We start from the raw sequence: 14,318 nt of genomic DNA, 5'->3' as shown, positions 1-14,318 counted from the left end.
CTGCGGATTTAGAAAAAGAGAAAAAGTTTGTGTGGTCGGAAGACGAAAAAGCCCGCGCATGGCGGGCTCTCTAGAGGTAGATAAGATGGGTTGCCATGTTTATAGCTTTTGCAGCGCCCTAACCACGACTCCGACGATTCGACAATTCTCTGCACACATCTCTGTAGGGTAGGCAGGGTTCAATGGCTTCAAGTAACGCCGACCACCGTCATCTACGAGCTTCTTGAAGGTGGCCTGGTCACTGTCAGCCAATTTGGCCACCACTAGTTTTCCAGCCTGAACGTCAGCCTCAGTATCAACTAGGATCAGCGTTCCTTCAGTAATGCTTGTCCCGACCGGAGATGTCATCGAGTCACCTTTGACCTCAAGCCAGAAAGCCGGGCCCTTTGAGTTGTAGTCCGATAGCTCGTATCGATCTGAAAACCCAGGAGGGAAGGGTTCGACGGCTTCCGCCCAGGCACCAGCTGCAACCCAACTGATGACTGGATAGCGGAAGGACTCAATGGGTTGACGAGTTGAACCCACATTCGAAGGCTCAGAGCTTGAAAGCGAGCCGATTTCTTTAGCAAGACGCTCGCTAAAGGCTGAAACAGGGACTTTCAAATAACGCGCAAATACAGAGGCGGCCTCGATGTTCAAGGCGTTTCGCCCTGTCAAATAGTGGCTCGCAGCGCTCTGGCTATTGGCCTTGAGGCCTTCTATAGCAATTTTTTCTTGACTCAGCCCGAGCTCTTTTTTCTTCGCTTTATAGAGCGCGTTCAGCGCGGCGCATTCCTGCTGCTCTACGTCACTCAATGGGCGTTTTTTCAAAGGTTTATTCATAAAAGCACTGTATTACGTCAGGTAATATCAATCTAAGACCGCCGATATTGACTTAATAAAGACCGCAGGTAATACTTTTGCGTGTGCATGGTGAAAGAGGTTCTGTATGCAGCGCATACCACTCAAAGATTTTGTGACGAAAGTTGGCCAGCTAAAAGCAGCAACAGCGCTTCGTATGAGCCAAGGCGGCATCAGCAAAGCCTTAAAAGCAGGGCGGGAAGTTTATGTGACCGAATTTGATGACGGCAGCTTCGAGGCGGAAGAGGTAAAGCCCTTTCCTGCCCAACCTCAGCGTCTCGCTGGTTAATCAAACACATTATCCAGCGCTCCATTGAAGCCAGATTAGAAGAGAGCAGTTCATATGGATACGTCCAGTCCAGGACACAAATTGCAAACCCGTGATCAGGTGCTGGTTGCGCATGCGGCAAATCAGATCGCTCGCACCAACCTGAGCCAGGACGATTTCGCCCAGGCGCTGAGCCGAGAAATTTACTTAATCGTCCCTGCCGCGAAGATCGAGTTGGCGAAGGTACCTGATTTCGATGAGCTGGCGCGGTTGAACGATGTCCTCCCGTTCGTGAGGGCAACAGGTCGTTGGCTCAAACGTGTTCAACGCTGGCTGTCGAGCGAGCAGGAAATTCCTTCTTGGCTGGAAGAGTCGTGGGTGAATGCACTCGAGCCTGAGTTCCGTGATCACTGCGTCAATGAACTGGCCAGCCGTCACGGTTTGATTGGTGCCCGCCAGATGGCGACCGAACAATGCGGGAGCAAAAGCTTCAGTGCGTTGATCCGCGCCCTGGGGGATGTGATTGACACCGGAAGCGAGGTGTTCGACGACCAAGTGATGAGCGAAAAGGACCTGCCGCACTTGCCAGCGTTCGCCAAGGAGTGTCGGCAAGTTGAAGCAAGGGCAGGGGAGCTTGGCCGGAAAGCCGAAGAGATGATCGAAAAATCTCGCCCAGTGCTGAAGTCGATCGCCTGAGTCGTAGACACAAAAAAGCCGACGGTCGAGGTCGGCTGATTCGCAAAACTAGAGAGCGGCGATTATGCACAGCCACATTGTCTTGAGCAATACCTCCGATGTCATGACACGTTTTAGTGAATCGCCAAAAGTGTCATGTCACACCATGTCTTCACGCGAGATCGCCGAGCTGACTGGCAGCACGCATGACAACGTCCTGAAAACAGTCCGGGGGCTCGTTGCCAAGGGTGTCGTTTCGTCAAACGACACCCCCTATGTCCACCCACAAAACGGTCAGATATATCGCGAGTTCTTGCTATCTCAACGTGACACCTTGGTGGTGGTCTCGGGCTACAGCGTCGAACTGCGCGCGAAAATTATTGATCGTTGGCAGGAACTCGAAGCCCAGTTCAGTCAATTTCAGATCCCGGCGACCTACGCCGAAGCGTTGCAGGCAGCCGCTGACCAAGCAAGGGATAACCAGTCGCTGCGATTGGTCATTCTCGATCAGGCACCAAAAGTTGCTGCGATCAACCGTCTGGCGGCGGCCGGTGGAGCGATCTGCATCACCGACACTGCCAAACAGTTACAGATCCAGCCTGCGAGGTTGTTCGCCTGGCTTGAGCAGCATCGTTGGATTTTCCGCCGCAAGGGCTCCAAACGTTGGGTTGCCTATCAGCCACGCATCACCGCCGGCTACATGACTCACAAAGTCACAGCCCTGAAGCCTGATCCGGAAACCGGCATCGAGCGAGCTGCATTCGACCCAATGGTCACCCCGAAAGGCCTTACCCGTCTTGCTGAGCTTTTGCAGGAGGCCAAGTAATGGCCGGCGATTGGATCAAATTCGAACTCACCACCTTGGACAAGCCAGAGGTCTGCCAGATTGCTGACTTAGCCGACATCGACCCGGATGCGGTAGTGGGCAAATTGATGCGTGTATGGGGTTGGTTCGACCAGCAGACGGAAAACGGTAACGCTCCGAGCGTTAGCAAAAAGTTACTCGATCGGTTGGTGGGCGTTATCGGTTTTTGCGAACACATGAAAACGGTGGCATGGATGCATGAAGTGGGTGGCGTTATCAGCCTGCCGCATTTCGAGCGTCACAACGGGAAAACCGCCAAAAACCGGCTTCTCACAGCCAAAAGGGTAGCCAACCACAAAGCAGCTAACGCCAAAGGTAACGCTCCAAGCGTTAGCAATGCGTTACCTAAAGAAGATGTAGAGAAGAATAAAGATCAACACAACACTCTGGGCGCGAGTGATCGTTCGGCGGCAGTCGAGATGTCGCTTGAGTGGATGCCTGATCAACAGCTCTTGCAGGCTTACGCGCTACGGATGGCCCTACCGTTGACCGCATTCACTTCGGAGGCCACGGCTGCTTTCGTTTGCCATTACACCGCCAGTGGTCGTTTCGAGACGCAAGCAGCCTGGGTCAGTCTGCTCGTGAAGTGGATCAAGCGCGATGTTGCCAAAACGGCCAGTTCCAACATTCGGCAATTTCCCGTGAAGCAGGTCAACGGCCCGGATTTCGATGACACGACCTGGTCTGATGATCTGGGTGACTTGTGATGAGCCAAGTCAAACATGTCCCCCAGAGCGCCAACCAGTTGCTCAGCAAGATGGGCAACCTGCCGCCCGTGACGTTGGAGCGACCGAAACAATTGCCGCCTGGTACCGCTGACGTCGTTAACGCGCTGTTCAAGGAATTGCAGGCGATCTTCCCCGCGTGGAAGCAAGCTTGGCCCGATGATGAAGCCCTACGCGCTGCAAAACGCAGCTGGGTCAAGGCTTTCATCACCGCCGGGATCAATACGCTCGAGCAAATACGGTACGGCTTGCAGAACTGCCGACAGCACGGCGGCGATTTCGCGCCGAGCGTCGGCAAGTTTGTGAAGTGGTGTCAGCCAACGCCTGAAATGCTGGGCATTCCTTCGCACGATAAGGCCTTTCGTGAAGCGCTGGTCAATTTGGCCCCGAGCCGAGCGTTGTCCCGCGTGTGGTCGCACCCGGCGGTACGTCATGCCGCGCTTCAATGTGAGATGCATAACCTCAACAGTCTGGTGTCCGAGAAGGCCAGCAAGGTCTTTGATCGCGCTTATGACATCACCATCCGGATGTTGGTTAGCGGACAGCCGCTCGAAGACATCGCCATTGGCATCAGCCACGACTCGCAAAAGCCCGAAACGCAACTCGCGGAAGAGTACGGCGAGGCGCGGTTGTTGATGACCATGTCGCAACAGTCGATCCCGCTTGACGGCAAGGTCGCCCGCGCCCAGTTGCTGGCTCGTTTTGCCAGTGGTCCGGGAGAACGCGAGCAGCAACAAGCCTCGCTTCCACGTACCCGCTTGAACTCCCTCCCTGATCCATTCAATCCCACAGGTGGCTTCTGATGAATGCAGCCAAGCAACAAAACATGCTCGCCGGGCAATCTTCACTTGCCCGCAAGGTGTTCAAGGTCGTGCCAATCCAGGAGCGTTGGAGTGCCCACGACATTTTCAATTCGTTGATGGTTGCCGAAGCCACGGGGGCCCAGTTCCCGGCTGTCCGTCGCGGCTTGGGTGAGTTGAAGGAGGCAGGTCTCATTCGCGAACCCGTTAACGGTCACTTTCAGCGTACCGCCGTCACCATCAAATCCCCGAGAGAGCAGAGCATGCCAAAAGAAACCCAGTCAGCCGTTTTGACTATTAAAAAAGCCGATGTCAGCGCCCTGGATACGTTGGCGGTGCTGTCTGGCGAGGTCATCAGCTTTGCCGAGGAGGTCGGACAGCGGATGAAAAAACTGGCGGCGCGTATTGAGGAAGTGGCGCTTTCCGTCGAGGCGGAGCGCGAGACCAACGCTGACGCGCTCGAAAAATTCAAGCTGCTGCAATCTCTGCTGAAGGGGGGCTAATGGGCAAGCGCTTGGTGATCGTTTTGGATATGCCTGATCGCCGCCTGGCTGTGCCGAACCCGGCGAACTATCGGTTCGCCGTGTTCTGCTGCTCGTACAAGATGGATATGGGCAGCACTCCCGACCACGCTTTGGCACTGTTCGTTGACCAGGCAATGGCCGAGCGCTACGGCGCCTGGATGTGGCCGACCACGTTTCAGGTCGTTGACCTGGAAGATCCTCTCGGAGCCCGTAAATGACGGCCTTGGCGAAGACCCTGACGGTAAAGCTGTCGGATGCCGAGATCGAACGCAATGCCAAGAAGCTGCATGTCCGAGATCTGCGCGATGCCAGTCACCCGGCGTTGCACTTTCGCTTTGCGAAGAACCGTTCCCGTGGCTCTTGGTACCTGCTCAGCAAACGCACTTGGCACCGTATCGGCGGCTTCCCTGATCTGAGCACCAAGCAAGTGGTCATGGCACTGCCGGCAGTACGTTTGCGCGTGGCTGCCAACGAAGGTTCGGCGCTGTCCAAGTGGGGCACGATCAGCGAGCTGTTGGGATGGTACGCCGAACGTATGTCCCGTGATCGCAGCCTTTCCAGCAAGCGCAAGAGCACTGCCTCCTCGGCCATCAAACGTCACTTGATGCCGCGTCTGGGTGATCTACCTCTCAGCGATATCAACAAAGCCATGCTCGACAGCGAGCTGATCTGGCCATTGCAGGAAAACTACTCAGCGGGCTATGTGCAGCTGGTGTTTAAGCTTCTGGTCCAGGCGATGCGCCAAGCGTTCAAGCTCGGTTTTATCCACGTTAACCCGATGGCGGGAATCAAGTTCACGGATTTCAGCAAGACGAAAGTTGGAGCCAAGCCTGGCCGGTTACGCGGCGTTCAGTTGCCGCAGCTATTGGAGCAATTGTCCCATGTCGTGCTGACGGCGCCGGCCGACGCCATGTTGGCGCTGATGATGCTCTGTCATGGCACGCGTATCGGCGAAACCCGGCAGGCACGCTGGTCGCATATCAGTCTGGCCGAGCGCGAGTGGTTCATCCCGGCGGAGCACACCAAAACTGGCGTCGAGCATCACCTGCCGTTGACTGACCAGGTGCGCGAACTGCTGATTCGTTATCGCGAAATTCAGCAGGCCAAGGGATACGACGGTCAATTCTTGTTCCCGGCGCGCCATGGCAAGGCTCTCAGTGAAGGGCAGGCCAGTGCTGCATTCACCCGGCTGGGGCAAGGCGAATGGACCAGCCACGATCTACGCAAATTGGCCCGCACCGGTTGGGCAGATATCGGCATTGACCACCTGATCGGCGAGCTACTGATCAACCACGCCATGGGCCACAACGTGAAGGTGTACATCCAGTCGGACGTCATGACTCGCAAGCTCGATGCACTGGAGCAGTGGCACATCCATCTAGATCAGAAGGGTTTTGCCCTGATTCATGGGTTGACCGGTGTTAGATCCGGAGATTCCGGTAAACCTCTGGAGGCCTTTAAGAACAAGGCCTGTGATGCCCATCAAGAAACAACCACAGGAGAGGATTTAAAACATGCAGAAAGGGCAGGGGCTTGGCTTTAAGAGACAGCGTATCGAGCTGGAACCTTGCCCGACCTGCAAGGGCAAAGCGGTAGTGAAAGGGCTGTTTTATGAGTTGATTTGTACTGCTTGCAACGGTTCAGGTTGGGTTATTCGGGGTAGCAGGTTGGTGCTTTCTTCGGACGAGTTAGTAACCCAATTGAGCTTCAAATTGCAGCAGGCTCAGCGCGAAATTGAAGTGCTCCAGCAGGGCTCGTCGATATCTGGCCCAGCCGAGTACTACCAACAGAACAACCGTCGCGGTGCCGGCGGAACGAATTTCACGGGGGATTGAGCGATGGTTAATCGGACGCTGATCAGCGAACTGAAGAGGGCGGTAGCATGAAGATCAATTCCGCCCGCCAGGCATGGCATGACTGCAACTACAACCCCGCCCCCGGTCAGACCTCTGATGCTGCCGTGCTGGGTGTTGTGGTGCAGAAAACCGAGCGCGGACCTACGGCTGATCATGCGATCCATGCGACGTTAGCTGGCCAGGTTCAGTCGGCAATCGCCCGTCTTCACAACACGTTGCGTGCATTCGGTAACGCCATGTACGCAGCTGAACCTACCGATGATGATCGGGAAGAGGCAGAAGAGGCCGTGTTCAATCTGGCATGCACCCGGGCGGCACGCATGACAGCCGACAAGAGGGAGCGCGCCGAGTACGTGGCCAAGGGTGTGTTCCGTCGTTATCGCTACATGCATCAGGGCGGCCAGTCGGCTAATGATGATCCGCTGATCAAGCCTGAACAATTCAGGTCCTGGATGAATGCCGAGTACGGGGTCAGGCTTCCATCCGCAGCCTGGGGTCGGGATTGGGAGCCGTTTGTGCAGCTCTGCTTTGACGCCTGCTACGACATCGACGCGAAGGCTTTGAGCCCGATCGGGGGACTGATTTACAAGATGAAAGAGGCTGCTTGACTTCCCGCACGGCTGGCGGCAATATTTCGCCACTGTTAGAGTTTTGCCTTTGGCAACTTACTCATAAATCAAAGAAAACCCCGCCTTCGAGCGGGGTTTTTGCGTTTAGGCCGACTCGACTGAGACCGTCAGGCGTTTGCCCAGGGCAGCCAAAGCGCTTTCGACCTGTTCGATTTTCGAGCTGTGTTCAAAGTCGACAAGCCGATCTACTTTCGATTGAACAGCGCCCAACAGGCGGCACAAGTCAGCTTTTCGCATGCCCTTATCTCGCATGGCATTCCACAGTGCGATCTTGGCGTTCACGAGCGCGGACAAATGAATGACGTGCTGACCGTCCTTCGCAGGCGATGCCTGGGGAATGTGCCGTAACTGGTCAACATAAATCGACAACGCCACCTCAAGGCCTTCGGCAGCGTTGTGCAGCAACTGCTCAAGCGTATCGCCAGCGCTGTGTGCCTCTGGAATGTCGTCACACGATGACCAGAATGAGCCCACATCTTCTGTCACGTTGATCGCATAGTCGTACATGGTGTTACCTCTTGTGGAGCTGATGACCCGGAGTTCAATGGGTGGAGCCTCAATCCTTGAGGCCCAGTTGTTTGATGATTGCCCTTCTTGTCCCTTCGGCCATCTCCTTGGCGCCGTGGTCTGGAAGGGTTGTCTGTTTGCTTCCGTAGTAGAGTTTGAAGTGGCTTCCTTTTGCCGTATTCGAAATCTCTACCCCTTGGGCTAACAGCCACCGCTTGAACTCGTTACATTTCATCAGCTCTCCTCTGTCTGTCTGATGGATTCAGTATATACCATAAGTGGTATATTACAATGCATTTGTGATGTGTTTTTGAGTTTTCCTATTTCCAAGGCCTCGCCATCGTGCGGGGCTTTTTTGTGATCCTTCTTCCGAGCCTCGGGAGGCAATAGAGACCCCTGAACATGCCGGACAAACCCGATACCTGGGCCATTGCATTTATGTGGCTAAGTCAGCATTCACAAACTATTTGGGCGGCATTTCTGTCGTTGTGCATGACCGTGCTGCGTGTGTTCTACACAGGCGGCACTTGGAAAGACGCGCTGATCGAAGGCCCCATGTGTGTCTTGCTATCCCTCAGCATTATTTGGGGCTTCGAGTTGATGGGGTTGTCGTCGTCGCTTGCCCAGCCGGTTGGTATCTGGGTTGGGTTTCTTGGGGTGAAGAAGGTTGCCCACTGGGCCGATCGGATTGCTGAAAGCAGGTTTCCTAAATCGGATTGCTAAATGGTCAAGATCAAGATCACGCCAGACATGCTGCCCGTGTCCGAGGCGCTGCTGGAGCTGGAGAAAAAGCACATTCCGCATGTGCTTACCCTGACTGCGACCCGATTGGCCCAGCGGGTCAAGAAGGGTGAACTGACCGTCATGGCTCAGCGCTTGGACCGGCCAACGCGGACCACGATGAACAGCCTGTTCGTCAAAATCGCCACCAAGAGCAAGCCAGCTGAAGTCTATTTCAAGGACTCTTGGACCTCGGGAATCCCCGCTGATACCTATCTTCAGCAGACCGTCCGGGGTGGGCCACGTCCGCATAAGCGCTTTGAAAAATCGCTGATTTCGAACGGCCTAATGAAGTCCGGTCAATACGCTATTCCCAGTCCGAATGTCCTCGATAAGCACGGCAACGTGTCGCGCGGCTTGATGAACAAAATCTTATCGGGCCTCGGTGCGGCAGAGAGCCGGCGCGGCTACAAAGCCAATGCCACCGGCAGCAAGCGCAGTCAGCGCAAGGGTAATGCCCGAAGCTATTTTTCCGGCGTTGTCGATGGCACGCCAGGGGTGTGGGAACGCAAAGAAACCGCGTTCGGCGATGCGGTCCGGCCGGTGTTTGTGTTCAGCCGCAGCGCGCCGGTGTACCGCACGATCTTCCCGTTCTTCAAGATCGCCAACAACATCTGCAAGGCCAACTACAGCGCTGAGTTCCGCGATGCATTTGCCGATGCAATGGCCACCGCCAAGCCCTGACAGAGAGCAAGAAAGGACGGTTTCTGGCTGGTAATGCTTGACCTATTTGCCCCGGCGCAAATTTAACGGGTCCTCCCGAGGGGGTGGGGGCTAGGGGGTAATTCGGGCCCGCTGCTTCGCTATATATGACCCATTTTTGAATCGAGGTTGTTGTTTAGTCCATGGCCAATCCGACCATCTCCCGAGAGCCTCATTGGCTCAACAAGTCGCGCATGGCTACCAGCCTCGGCATCACGACTCAGGCCTTTGATAAATGGGGCGTTCAGCCCGTTGCGAAGATCGGCCGCGATGTCTTTTACGACGTTCGATCGGTGCTGGATAACCGGCTCAAGCACCAGGTGACAAAAGACCAACCTGTCGACGACAACGGTGATCCGATCGATCCGCTGATTGAATACAAACAGGCACAGCAAAAATTGCGTCTGACAACTGAGCAGGCGGACGCTCAGGAAATGCGCAACAAGGTGAAGGCCAAGAAGCTGGTTCCGGTTGATTTTTGCTTGTTCGCATTGTCTCGCCTGAGCGCAAAGCTCGGGTCAACCCTCGACACCGTGCACTTGAAAGTTAAGCGCAAGTGCCCCGACATCGAGGTGCGTCACCTTGAGGCGATCCAGCGCGAAGTCGCCGTGACGCGTAATGATGCGGTCGGCTTGGCTGATCTTTTGCCGGAGTTGCTTGATGAGTTTGTCGACACCTTGGATGAGGGCGCTGGTTGAGGGTGTCCGCAAGGGGCTCGCCGGCCTCTACAAAGAGCCACCGCGCACAGCGGTTGAATGGGCCGATGAGCATTTCTATCTGTCGTCCGAGTCGTCCTATCAAGAGGGCGATTGGACGACGGCGCCTTTTCAGGTCGCGATTCTCAACGCAATGGGTAACGACCTGATCCGTGAAGTGAACGTGCTGAAATCGGCGCGGGTTGGCTACACCAAAATGCTGGTGGCCAACATGGGCTACAAGGTCCAGCACAAGAAACGCAACGTCATCGTCTGGTGCCCAACCGATGGCGACGCTGACGGGATGATGAAACGGCACATCGAAACGATGATTCGTGACAGTCCTGTGGTGCGCGCCTTGGCACCTTGGTATGGGGTGAAGCATCGCGATAACACGCTGGATGAAAAGCGCTTCGATAACGCCAAAATGCTGTGGTGCCTGGGTGGCACGGCGGCGAAAAACTACCGGGAGAAAAGCCCGGATGAAGTGATCTATGACGAGCTGTCGAAGTTCAACGCGGACATTGAAGGCGAGGGTGCTCCGACCATTCTTGGCGACAAGCGCCTAGAAGGTGCCACGTTCAAAAAGTCCATACGCGGATCGACTCCGACGACCGTGGTGGTCGCTGACGACAATGAAGAAACCTCGGGGGAGGGCTGCCAGATCACGCGGGCGGCCAATGATTCCCCGCACTTTCTACGCTTCAACATCAAGTGCCCGTGCTGCGGGACCGAGCAATACCTGAAGTGGGGCGATCCGGCTACGCCGTTCGGTATCAAGTGGGCCGTGGATGAGCTGGGGCAGGTGACCAAGGCCTGGTACCTCTGCGAATCCGGCCATGGCTGTACCTTCGAATACCACGAAATGGTCGCGGCATCGGTGAACGGGCGATACATCTGCGAGCGGACCGGTATCTGGACGCGTGACGGCATGGACTGGTTCACCGATGTGGACACTTCAATGCCGTCGCCGCGTTCGGTGACTTTCCATATCTGGACGGTGTATTCGGAGTTTGTGACCTGGGCTGAAGTCGTCACGGAATGGCTCAAGATCAAGAAGGATCGAGGCAAGCTAAAAACCTTCGTCAACACAACCTTGGGCGAAGCGTGGGAAGAGGACCAAGGCGAGCAGTTGGAATGGCAGCAGTTGCACGCGCGCCGGGAGATCTACCCGCAAGTGCCGGCGAAAGCGGTTGCCCTGTTTGGCGGTATTGATACCCAGGATGACCGCTATGAAGGTCGGGTCTGGGCGTTTGGCGCAGGTGAGGAAGCGTGGCTGGTTCATAAGTTTGTGCTGCAAGGTGACCCGGGCAGCATCGAGCTACGGGCCAAGGTCGGCATCGAGATCCACAAGACCTTCACCCGGGCAGATGGCACGGTGATGGGCGTCGAGCGTTGGTGTTGGGACCAAGGTGGTCACTACTGCGATGAAGTGCGTGAGGAATGTATCAAGCACGGCACTCAGTGGGTAATTCCTGTGTTCGGTGCCTCGACCTACGGTAAGCCAATAGCGACCTGGCCGCGTAAAAAAACCAAGGTCAAAGGCGGACGTGCGTATCTGGTCGAAGTGGGTACCGACAATGCCAAAGAGCTGATCTATGGTCGGCTCAAGATGCAGCCGGACGGTTCGGGTGCGCCTGTGCCTGGCTGTATCCACCTGCCTGCCAACGAGATGATTTGCGGCGAAGACGAGTTGCGGCAACTGACTGCCGAGCGCCGCAAGTGGGTGATCGTCAAACACCAACGTGTCCAGCGCTGGGACGCCGGCGGACGTCGAAACGAAGCGCTTGATTGCCTGGTGTACGCCTTGGCGGCGCTACGCATAACGCAACAGCGTTTTGGCATGAATCTCGACCTGCTCGCACAGCAGTTGCCGTCAGGCACCTGGGCTGTGCCGATGAGTCACGAACAGGAAAGCAAACGGGCCACCGTTGCCGCTCTGACACCGGCCACGGTGTCGGTGCCTGAGGTAGTGCCTGAACAATCATCCGACCAGCCCGCCGAGTCGGGTGGCTGGCTTAATACAGGACAAGGCGCATGGCTATAACCGCTCAAGACATGGTGGACCGTTATCTGGAGGCCGAGCTGGCCATCCTGCAGGGCAAGGAAATCCTTTTTAACGGTCGCAAGCTGATCATGGATGACCTGGAGGAAATCCGTGCCGGCCGACTGGAATGGGAGCGTCGGTCGCGAGCGCAACAGGCTGCGGCGGCGGGGCAGCCGCCGTACGCGCTGGCGACATTCCGATGAACCTGCTGGATCGCGTGCTGGCCCCGGTGTTTCCGGGGCTGGTGGCTGAACGTCTGCATGCTCGTCACAAGATCATGGCCTTTGAAGCCGCGCAGATGACTCGCACGCACCAAGCCAAAAAACAATCCGCTAGCGCGGATCGCTCATTGCAGCGCTCGGCGCGTTCCCTGCGCGAACAATGCCGCAAGCTGGACGAAGACCACGACATCGTTACTGGTTTGTTCGATCGTCTGGAGGAGCGTGTGGTGGGCGGCATGGGCATCGCGGTCGAGCCGTTTCCCTTGAGCTACGCCGGGGAAGTGCATCTGAAGTTTGCGGCGCAGATCAAGGCCCGCTGGGCCGAGTGGTCGTTGCACCCGGAAACGTCCGGCGAACTGTCCCGCCCGCAGATGGAGCGACAGGTGTGCCGCACCTGGCTGCGCGATGGCGAAGCCTTGGCGCAGAAGCTCAAGGGGCGAGTGCCCAGCTATGAGCATTTGAACGTGGTGCCCTTCGCCCTGGAGTTGTTGGAGCCGGATTACTTGCCGTGGGAATACAACGATGAAGCCAAGGGCATTGTGCAGGGGATCGAGCGCAATCAGTGGCGGCGGGTCCGGGCCTTTCACCTGGTCAAGCATCACCCCGGGCACGCCGCCGGTTACCAGCTGACCCTGGCCACCAAGCGTGTGCCAGCCGAGCAAATGATTCACATCGCGCACCGCAAGCGCATCGGTCAGAACCGCGGCCAACCACTGCTGCATGCCGTGCTGGTCCGTCTGGCGGACATCAAGGATTACGAGGAAAGCGAACGGGTCGCCGCCCGTATCAGCGCGGCGCTGGCCATGTACATCAAGAAAGGGACGCCGGACGACTACACGGCACCGTCTGCCGTGAATGGTCAGAGCGTCAGCGCCCGGAGCATTCCCATCGGCCCGGGCATGGTGTTCGACGGCCTGCTGCCCGGCGAAGACGTCGGCATGATCGAAAGTAATCGGCCCAACCCCTTTCTGGAAGGCTTTCGCAACGGTCAGCTCAAGGCCGTGGCCGCCGGCACCCGGGGCACCTACTCCAGTGTGGCGCGCAGTTATGACGGCACCTATTCCGCGCAGCGGCAGGAGCTGGTCGAGGGGCAGGCGGGCTATGACCTGCTGCAACACGAATTTATCGACTACTGGAGTCGCCCGGTTTATCGCGAATGGCTGCACATGGCGATCGCCAGCGGGGTGATCCAGGTGCCGGCCGACGTCGATCCGGACACCGTGTTCGGTGCGATTTATCAAGGGCCGGTGATGCCTTGGATCAACCCGATTCATGAGGCCAATGCCTGGAAGATCCTGGTCGAAGCCGGCTTCGCCGACGAGTCGGAAGTGGCGCGGGCGCGGCAGCGCAATCCGCAGGAGCTCAAGCGTTCCCGGGCTTCGGAAATCAAAACCAACCGAGAACAGGGGTTGGTCTTCAGCTCGGACTTCTATCACGAGACCTATGGAAAAACGCAAAGCAATGAACAGCAAAACAAAACGAAGCCTGCCGATGATGAGGCCGAGGGCCTCGATAACCCCGACGAATAAGCCCGGCGAAAGCTGGTACTCGCTCCGTGCGGCGCAGCAGCGCGGGGTGGTCGAGGTGATGCTGTACGACGAGATCGGCGCGTGGGGCATTACCGCCAAACAGTTCGCCCGCGATTTGGCGGCCATCGGCGATGTGTCTCAGATCAACCTGCACATTCACTCGCCGGGCGGCGACGTGTTTGAAGGGACCACCATGTACAACCTGCTGCGCGGCCATTCGGCGCGGGTGGTGGTGTACATCGACGGCCTCGCCGCTTCGATGGCCAGTGTGGTCGCCATGGCCGGCGATGAAATCAACATGCCGGCCAACGCCATGATGATGATTCACAAGCCGTGGGGTGGTCAGGTCGGTGATGCCGATGCCATGCGCGAGTACGCCGATTTACTCGACAAGGTCGAGAGCACGCTGATTCAGGCGTACATGCGCAAGTCAGGCAAATCGATTGAGGACATCCAGACGCTGCTCAAGGCTGAAACCTGGATGGATGGCAACGAAGCGGTAGCGGCCGGTTTCGCTGACAACGTGCTTGACCCGTTCAAGGCGGCCGCTCAACTCACTTCAAAACGCATGCAGGAGTTCACCAACATGCCTACCTCGGCACAAAATCTGTTCAATCCACGCGCTTCCGTTCCAACCCCAGCACCGACCCCAACC

At 56.9% G+C, this 14,318-nt stretch carries 20 protein-coding genes; 17 read left to right on the top strand and 3 right to left on the bottom strand.

Going from position 1 to position 14,318, the window contains the following annotated elements; translation table 11 throughout:
* Window positions 1-99 precede the first annotated feature (99 nt).
* Window positions 100-822, bottom strand: a complete 723-nt coding sequence (locus KGA81_RS19450) for a LexA family transcriptional regulator (protein ID WP_060540002.1) — start codon at window positions 820-822, stop codon at window positions 100-102.
* Window positions 823-928: 106 nt separating this feature from the next.
* Between KGA81_RS19450 and KGA81_RS19445 the strand changes: the two genes are divergently transcribed.
* From KGA81_RS19445 to KGA81_RS19400, 10 genes are all read left to right on the top strand, one after another.
* Window positions 929-1,129, top strand: a complete 201-nt coding sequence (locus KGA81_RS19445; RefSeq protein WP_060540001.1) for a Cro/CI family transcriptional regulator — start codon at window positions 929-931, stop codon at window positions 1,127-1,129.
* Window positions 1,130-1,183: 54 nt separating this feature from the next.
* Window positions 1,184-1,804, top strand: coding sequence for a hypothetical protein (locus KGA81_RS19440; RefSeq protein WP_060540000.1), 621 nt, complete (start codon window positions 1,184-1,186; stop codon window positions 1,802-1,804).
* Window positions 1,805-1,949: 145 nt separating this feature from the next.
* Window positions 1,950-2,609, top strand: a complete 660-nt coding sequence (locus tag KGA81_RS19435; protein WP_154863127.1) for a phage antirepressor KilAC domain-containing protein — start codon at window positions 1,950-1,952, stop codon at window positions 2,607-2,609.
* Complete coding sequence (locus KGA81_RS19430) at window positions 2,609-3,355, top strand: DnaT-like ssDNA-binding domain-containing protein (RefSeq protein ID WP_223547745.1); 747 nt, start codon at window positions 2,609-2,611, stop codon at window positions 3,353-3,355. The genes KGA81_RS19435 and KGA81_RS19430 overlap by 1 nt, the downstream gene beginning before the upstream one ends.
* Window positions 3,355-4,176: a replication protein P gene (locus tag KGA81_RS19425; protein ID WP_154863040.1), complete on the top strand. Its 822-nt coding sequence runs from the start codon at window positions 3,355-3,357 to the stop codon at window positions 4,174-4,176. The genes KGA81_RS19430 and KGA81_RS19425 overlap by 1 nt, the downstream gene beginning before the upstream one ends.
* Window positions 4,176-4,676: a hypothetical protein gene (locus tag KGA81_RS19420; RefSeq protein WP_154863039.1), complete on the top strand. Its 501-nt coding sequence runs from the start codon at window positions 4,176-4,178 to the stop codon at window positions 4,674-4,676. The genes KGA81_RS19425 and KGA81_RS19420 overlap by 1 nt, the downstream gene beginning before the upstream one ends.
* A gap of 29 nt (window positions 4,677-4,705) precedes the next feature.
* On the top strand, window positions 4,706-4,915 hold the full coding sequence (locus tag KGA81_RS19415; RefSeq protein WP_154863125.1) for a hypothetical protein: 210 nt from the start codon (window positions 4,706-4,708) through the stop codon (window positions 4,913-4,915).
* Window positions 4,912-6,240 carry a tyrosine-type recombinase/integrase gene (locus KGA81_RS19410; protein ID WP_223547744.1) on the top strand — a complete coding sequence of 443 codons (1,329 nt, stop codon included), beginning with the start codon at window positions 4,912-4,914 and terminating at the stop codon, window positions 6,238-6,240. The genes KGA81_RS19415 and KGA81_RS19410 overlap by 4 nt, the downstream gene beginning before the upstream one ends.
* Window positions 6,212-6,532, top strand: coding sequence for a hypothetical protein (locus KGA81_RS19405; RefSeq protein WP_223547743.1), 321 nt, complete (start codon window positions 6,212-6,214; stop codon window positions 6,530-6,532). Before KGA81_RS19410 ends, KGA81_RS19405 begins: the two co-directional genes overlap by 29 nt.
* 47 nt (window positions 6,533-6,579) lie before the next feature.
* On the top strand, window positions 6,580-7,161 hold the full coding sequence (locus KGA81_RS19400; RefSeq protein WP_116583231.1) for a hypothetical protein: 582 nt from the start codon (window positions 6,580-6,582) through the stop codon (window positions 7,159-7,161).
* A gap of 105 nt (window positions 7,162-7,266) precedes the next feature.
* Here KGA81_RS19400 and KGA81_RS19395 read toward each other — a convergent pair whose 3' ends face one another.
* Together KGA81_RS19395 and KGA81_RS19390 are read right to left on the bottom strand one after the other, a co-directional pair.
* On the bottom strand, window positions 7,267-7,689 hold the full coding sequence (locus KGA81_RS19395) for a type II toxin-antitoxin system HicB family antitoxin (protein ID WP_223547742.1): 423 nt from the start codon (window positions 7,687-7,689) through the stop codon (window positions 7,267-7,269).
* Window positions 7,690-7,738: 49 nt separating this feature from the next.
* Entirely contained in the window at window positions 7,739-7,924 is a 186-nt protein-coding gene (locus KGA81_RS19390) for a type II toxin-antitoxin system HicA family toxin (RefSeq protein WP_116583233.1), read from the bottom strand.
* A 167-nt stretch (window positions 7,925-8,091) separates the two neighbouring features.
* On the opposite strand from KGA81_RS19390, the gene KGA81_RS19385 reads away from it, so the two are divergent.
* The 7 genes from KGA81_RS19385 to KGA81_RS19355 all read left to right on the top strand — a co-directional run.
* Complete coding sequence (locus KGA81_RS19385; protein ID WP_116583242.1) at window positions 8,092-8,412, top strand: phage holin, lambda family; 321 nt, start codon at window positions 8,092-8,094, stop codon at window positions 8,410-8,412.
* The gene (locus KGA81_RS19380) at window positions 8,413-9,153 is read left to right on the top strand and encodes a hypothetical protein (RefSeq protein ID WP_223547741.1); all 741 of its coding nucleotides are present in this window, start codon (window positions 8,413-8,415) and stop codon (window positions 9,151-9,153) included.
* A gap of 161 nt (window positions 9,154-9,314) precedes the next feature.
* Window positions 9,315-9,869: a terminase small subunit gene (locus KGA81_RS19375; protein WP_008015854.1), complete on the top strand. Its 555-nt coding sequence runs from the start codon at window positions 9,315-9,317 to the stop codon at window positions 9,867-9,869.
* On the top strand, window positions 9,832-11,913 hold the full coding sequence (locus KGA81_RS19370; RefSeq protein ID WP_223547740.1) for a phage terminase large subunit family protein: 2,082 nt from the start codon (window positions 9,832-9,834) through the stop codon (window positions 11,911-11,913). The genes KGA81_RS19375 and KGA81_RS19370 overlap by 38 nt, the downstream gene beginning before the upstream one ends.
* On the top strand, window positions 11,904-12,116 hold the full coding sequence (locus KGA81_RS19365) for a primosomal replication protein PriB/PriC domain protein (protein ID WP_223547739.1): 213 nt from the start codon (window positions 11,904-11,906) through the stop codon (window positions 12,114-12,116). Before KGA81_RS19370 ends, KGA81_RS19365 begins: the two co-directional genes overlap by 10 nt.
* Window positions 12,113-13,663, top strand: a complete 1,551-nt coding sequence (locus KGA81_RS19360) for a phage portal protein (protein WP_223547738.1) — start codon at window positions 12,113-12,115, stop codon at window positions 13,661-13,663. The genes KGA81_RS19365 and KGA81_RS19360 overlap by 4 nt, the downstream gene beginning before the upstream one ends.
* Window positions 13,626-14,318, top strand: a 693-nt coding sequence (locus tag KGA81_RS19355) for a head maturation protease, ClpP-related (protein ID WP_223547737.1), incomplete at its 3' end; no start/stop codon positions are given. The genes KGA81_RS19360 and KGA81_RS19355, both read left to right, overlap by 38 nt.

Source organism: Pseudomonas sp. A-B-19 (assembly GCF_019947515.1).
Taxonomy (GTDB): domain Bacteria; phylum Pseudomonadota; class Gammaproteobacteria; order Pseudomonadales; family Pseudomonadaceae; genus Aquipseudomonas.
Note: the sequence above shows the minus strand (reverse complement) of the source record. Positions and strands in the feature narration are given on the sequence as shown.

What these genes read in the sequence shown, in the direction of transcription:
- KGA81_RS19370 (WP_223547740.1), top strand. Translation starts at nt 9,832, where the DNA reads ATGAGTTTGTCGACACCTTGGATGAGGGCGCTGGTTGAGGGTGTCCGC.
- KGA81_RS19365 (WP_223547739.1), top strand. Translation starts at nt 11,904, where the DNA reads ATGGCTATAACCGCTCAAGACATGGTGGACCGTTATCTGGAGGCCGAG.
- KGA81_RS19385 (WP_116583242.1), top strand. Translation starts at nt 8,092, where the DNA reads ATGCCGGACAAACCCGATACCTGGGCCATTGCATTTATGTGGCTAAGT.
- KGA81_RS19405 (WP_223547743.1), top strand. Translation starts at nt 6,212, where the DNA reads ATGCAGAAAGGGCAGGGGCTTGGCTTTAAGAGACAGCGTATCGAGCTG.
- KGA81_RS19430 (WP_223547745.1), top strand. Translation starts at nt 2,609, where the DNA reads ATGGCCGGCGATTGGATCAAATTCGAACTCACCACCTTGGACAAGCCA.
- KGA81_RS19440 (WP_060540000.1), top strand. Translation starts at nt 1,184, where the DNA reads ATGGATACGTCCAGTCCAGGACACAAATTGCAAACCCGTGATCAGGTG.
- KGA81_RS19360 (WP_223547738.1), top strand. Translation starts at nt 12,113, where the DNA reads ATGAACCTGCTGGATCGCGTGCTGGCCCCGGTGTTTCCGGGGCTGGTG.
- KGA81_RS19415 (WP_154863125.1), top strand. Translation starts at nt 4,706, where the DNA reads ATGCCTGATCGCCGCCTGGCTGTGCCGAACCCGGCGAACTATCGGTTC.
- KGA81_RS19410 (WP_223547744.1), top strand. Translation starts at nt 4,912, where the DNA reads ATGACGGCCTTGGCGAAGACCCTGACGGTAAAGCTGTCGGATGCCGAG.
- KGA81_RS19420 (WP_154863039.1), top strand. Translation starts at nt 4,176, where the DNA reads ATGAATGCAGCCAAGCAACAAAACATGCTCGCCGGGCAATCTTCACTT.
- KGA81_RS19390 (WP_116583233.1), bottom strand. Translation starts at nt 7,924, where the DNA reads ATGAAATGTAACGAGTTCAAGCGGTGGCTGTTAGCCCAAGGGGTAGAG.
- KGA81_RS19375 (WP_008015854.1), top strand. Translation starts at nt 9,315, where the DNA reads ATGGCCAATCCGACCATCTCCCGAGAGCCTCATTGGCTCAACAAGTCG.
- KGA81_RS19445 (WP_060540001.1), top strand. Translation starts at nt 929, where the DNA reads ATGCAGCGCATACCACTCAAAGATTTTGTGACGAAAGTTGGCCAGCTA.
- KGA81_RS19400 (WP_116583231.1), top strand. Translation starts at nt 6,580, where the DNA reads ATGAAGATCAATTCCGCCCGCCAGGCATGGCATGACTGCAACTACAAC.
- KGA81_RS19435 (WP_154863127.1), top strand. Translation starts at nt 1,950, where the DNA reads ATGTCTTCACGCGAGATCGCCGAGCTGACTGGCAGCACGCATGACAAC.
- KGA81_RS19425 (WP_154863040.1), top strand. Translation starts at nt 3,355, where the DNA reads ATGAGCCAAGTCAAACATGTCCCCCAGAGCGCCAACCAGTTGCTCAGC.
- KGA81_RS19380 (WP_223547741.1), top strand. Translation starts at nt 8,413, where the DNA reads ATGGTCAAGATCAAGATCACGCCAGACATGCTGCCCGTGTCCGAGGCG.
- KGA81_RS19395 (WP_223547742.1), bottom strand. Translation starts at nt 7,689, where the DNA reads ATGTACGACTATGCGATCAACGTGACAGAAGATGTGGGCTCATTCTGG.
- KGA81_RS19450 (WP_060540002.1), bottom strand. Translation starts at nt 822, where the DNA reads ATGAATAAACCTTTGAAAAAACGCCCATTGAGTGACGTAGAGCAGCAG.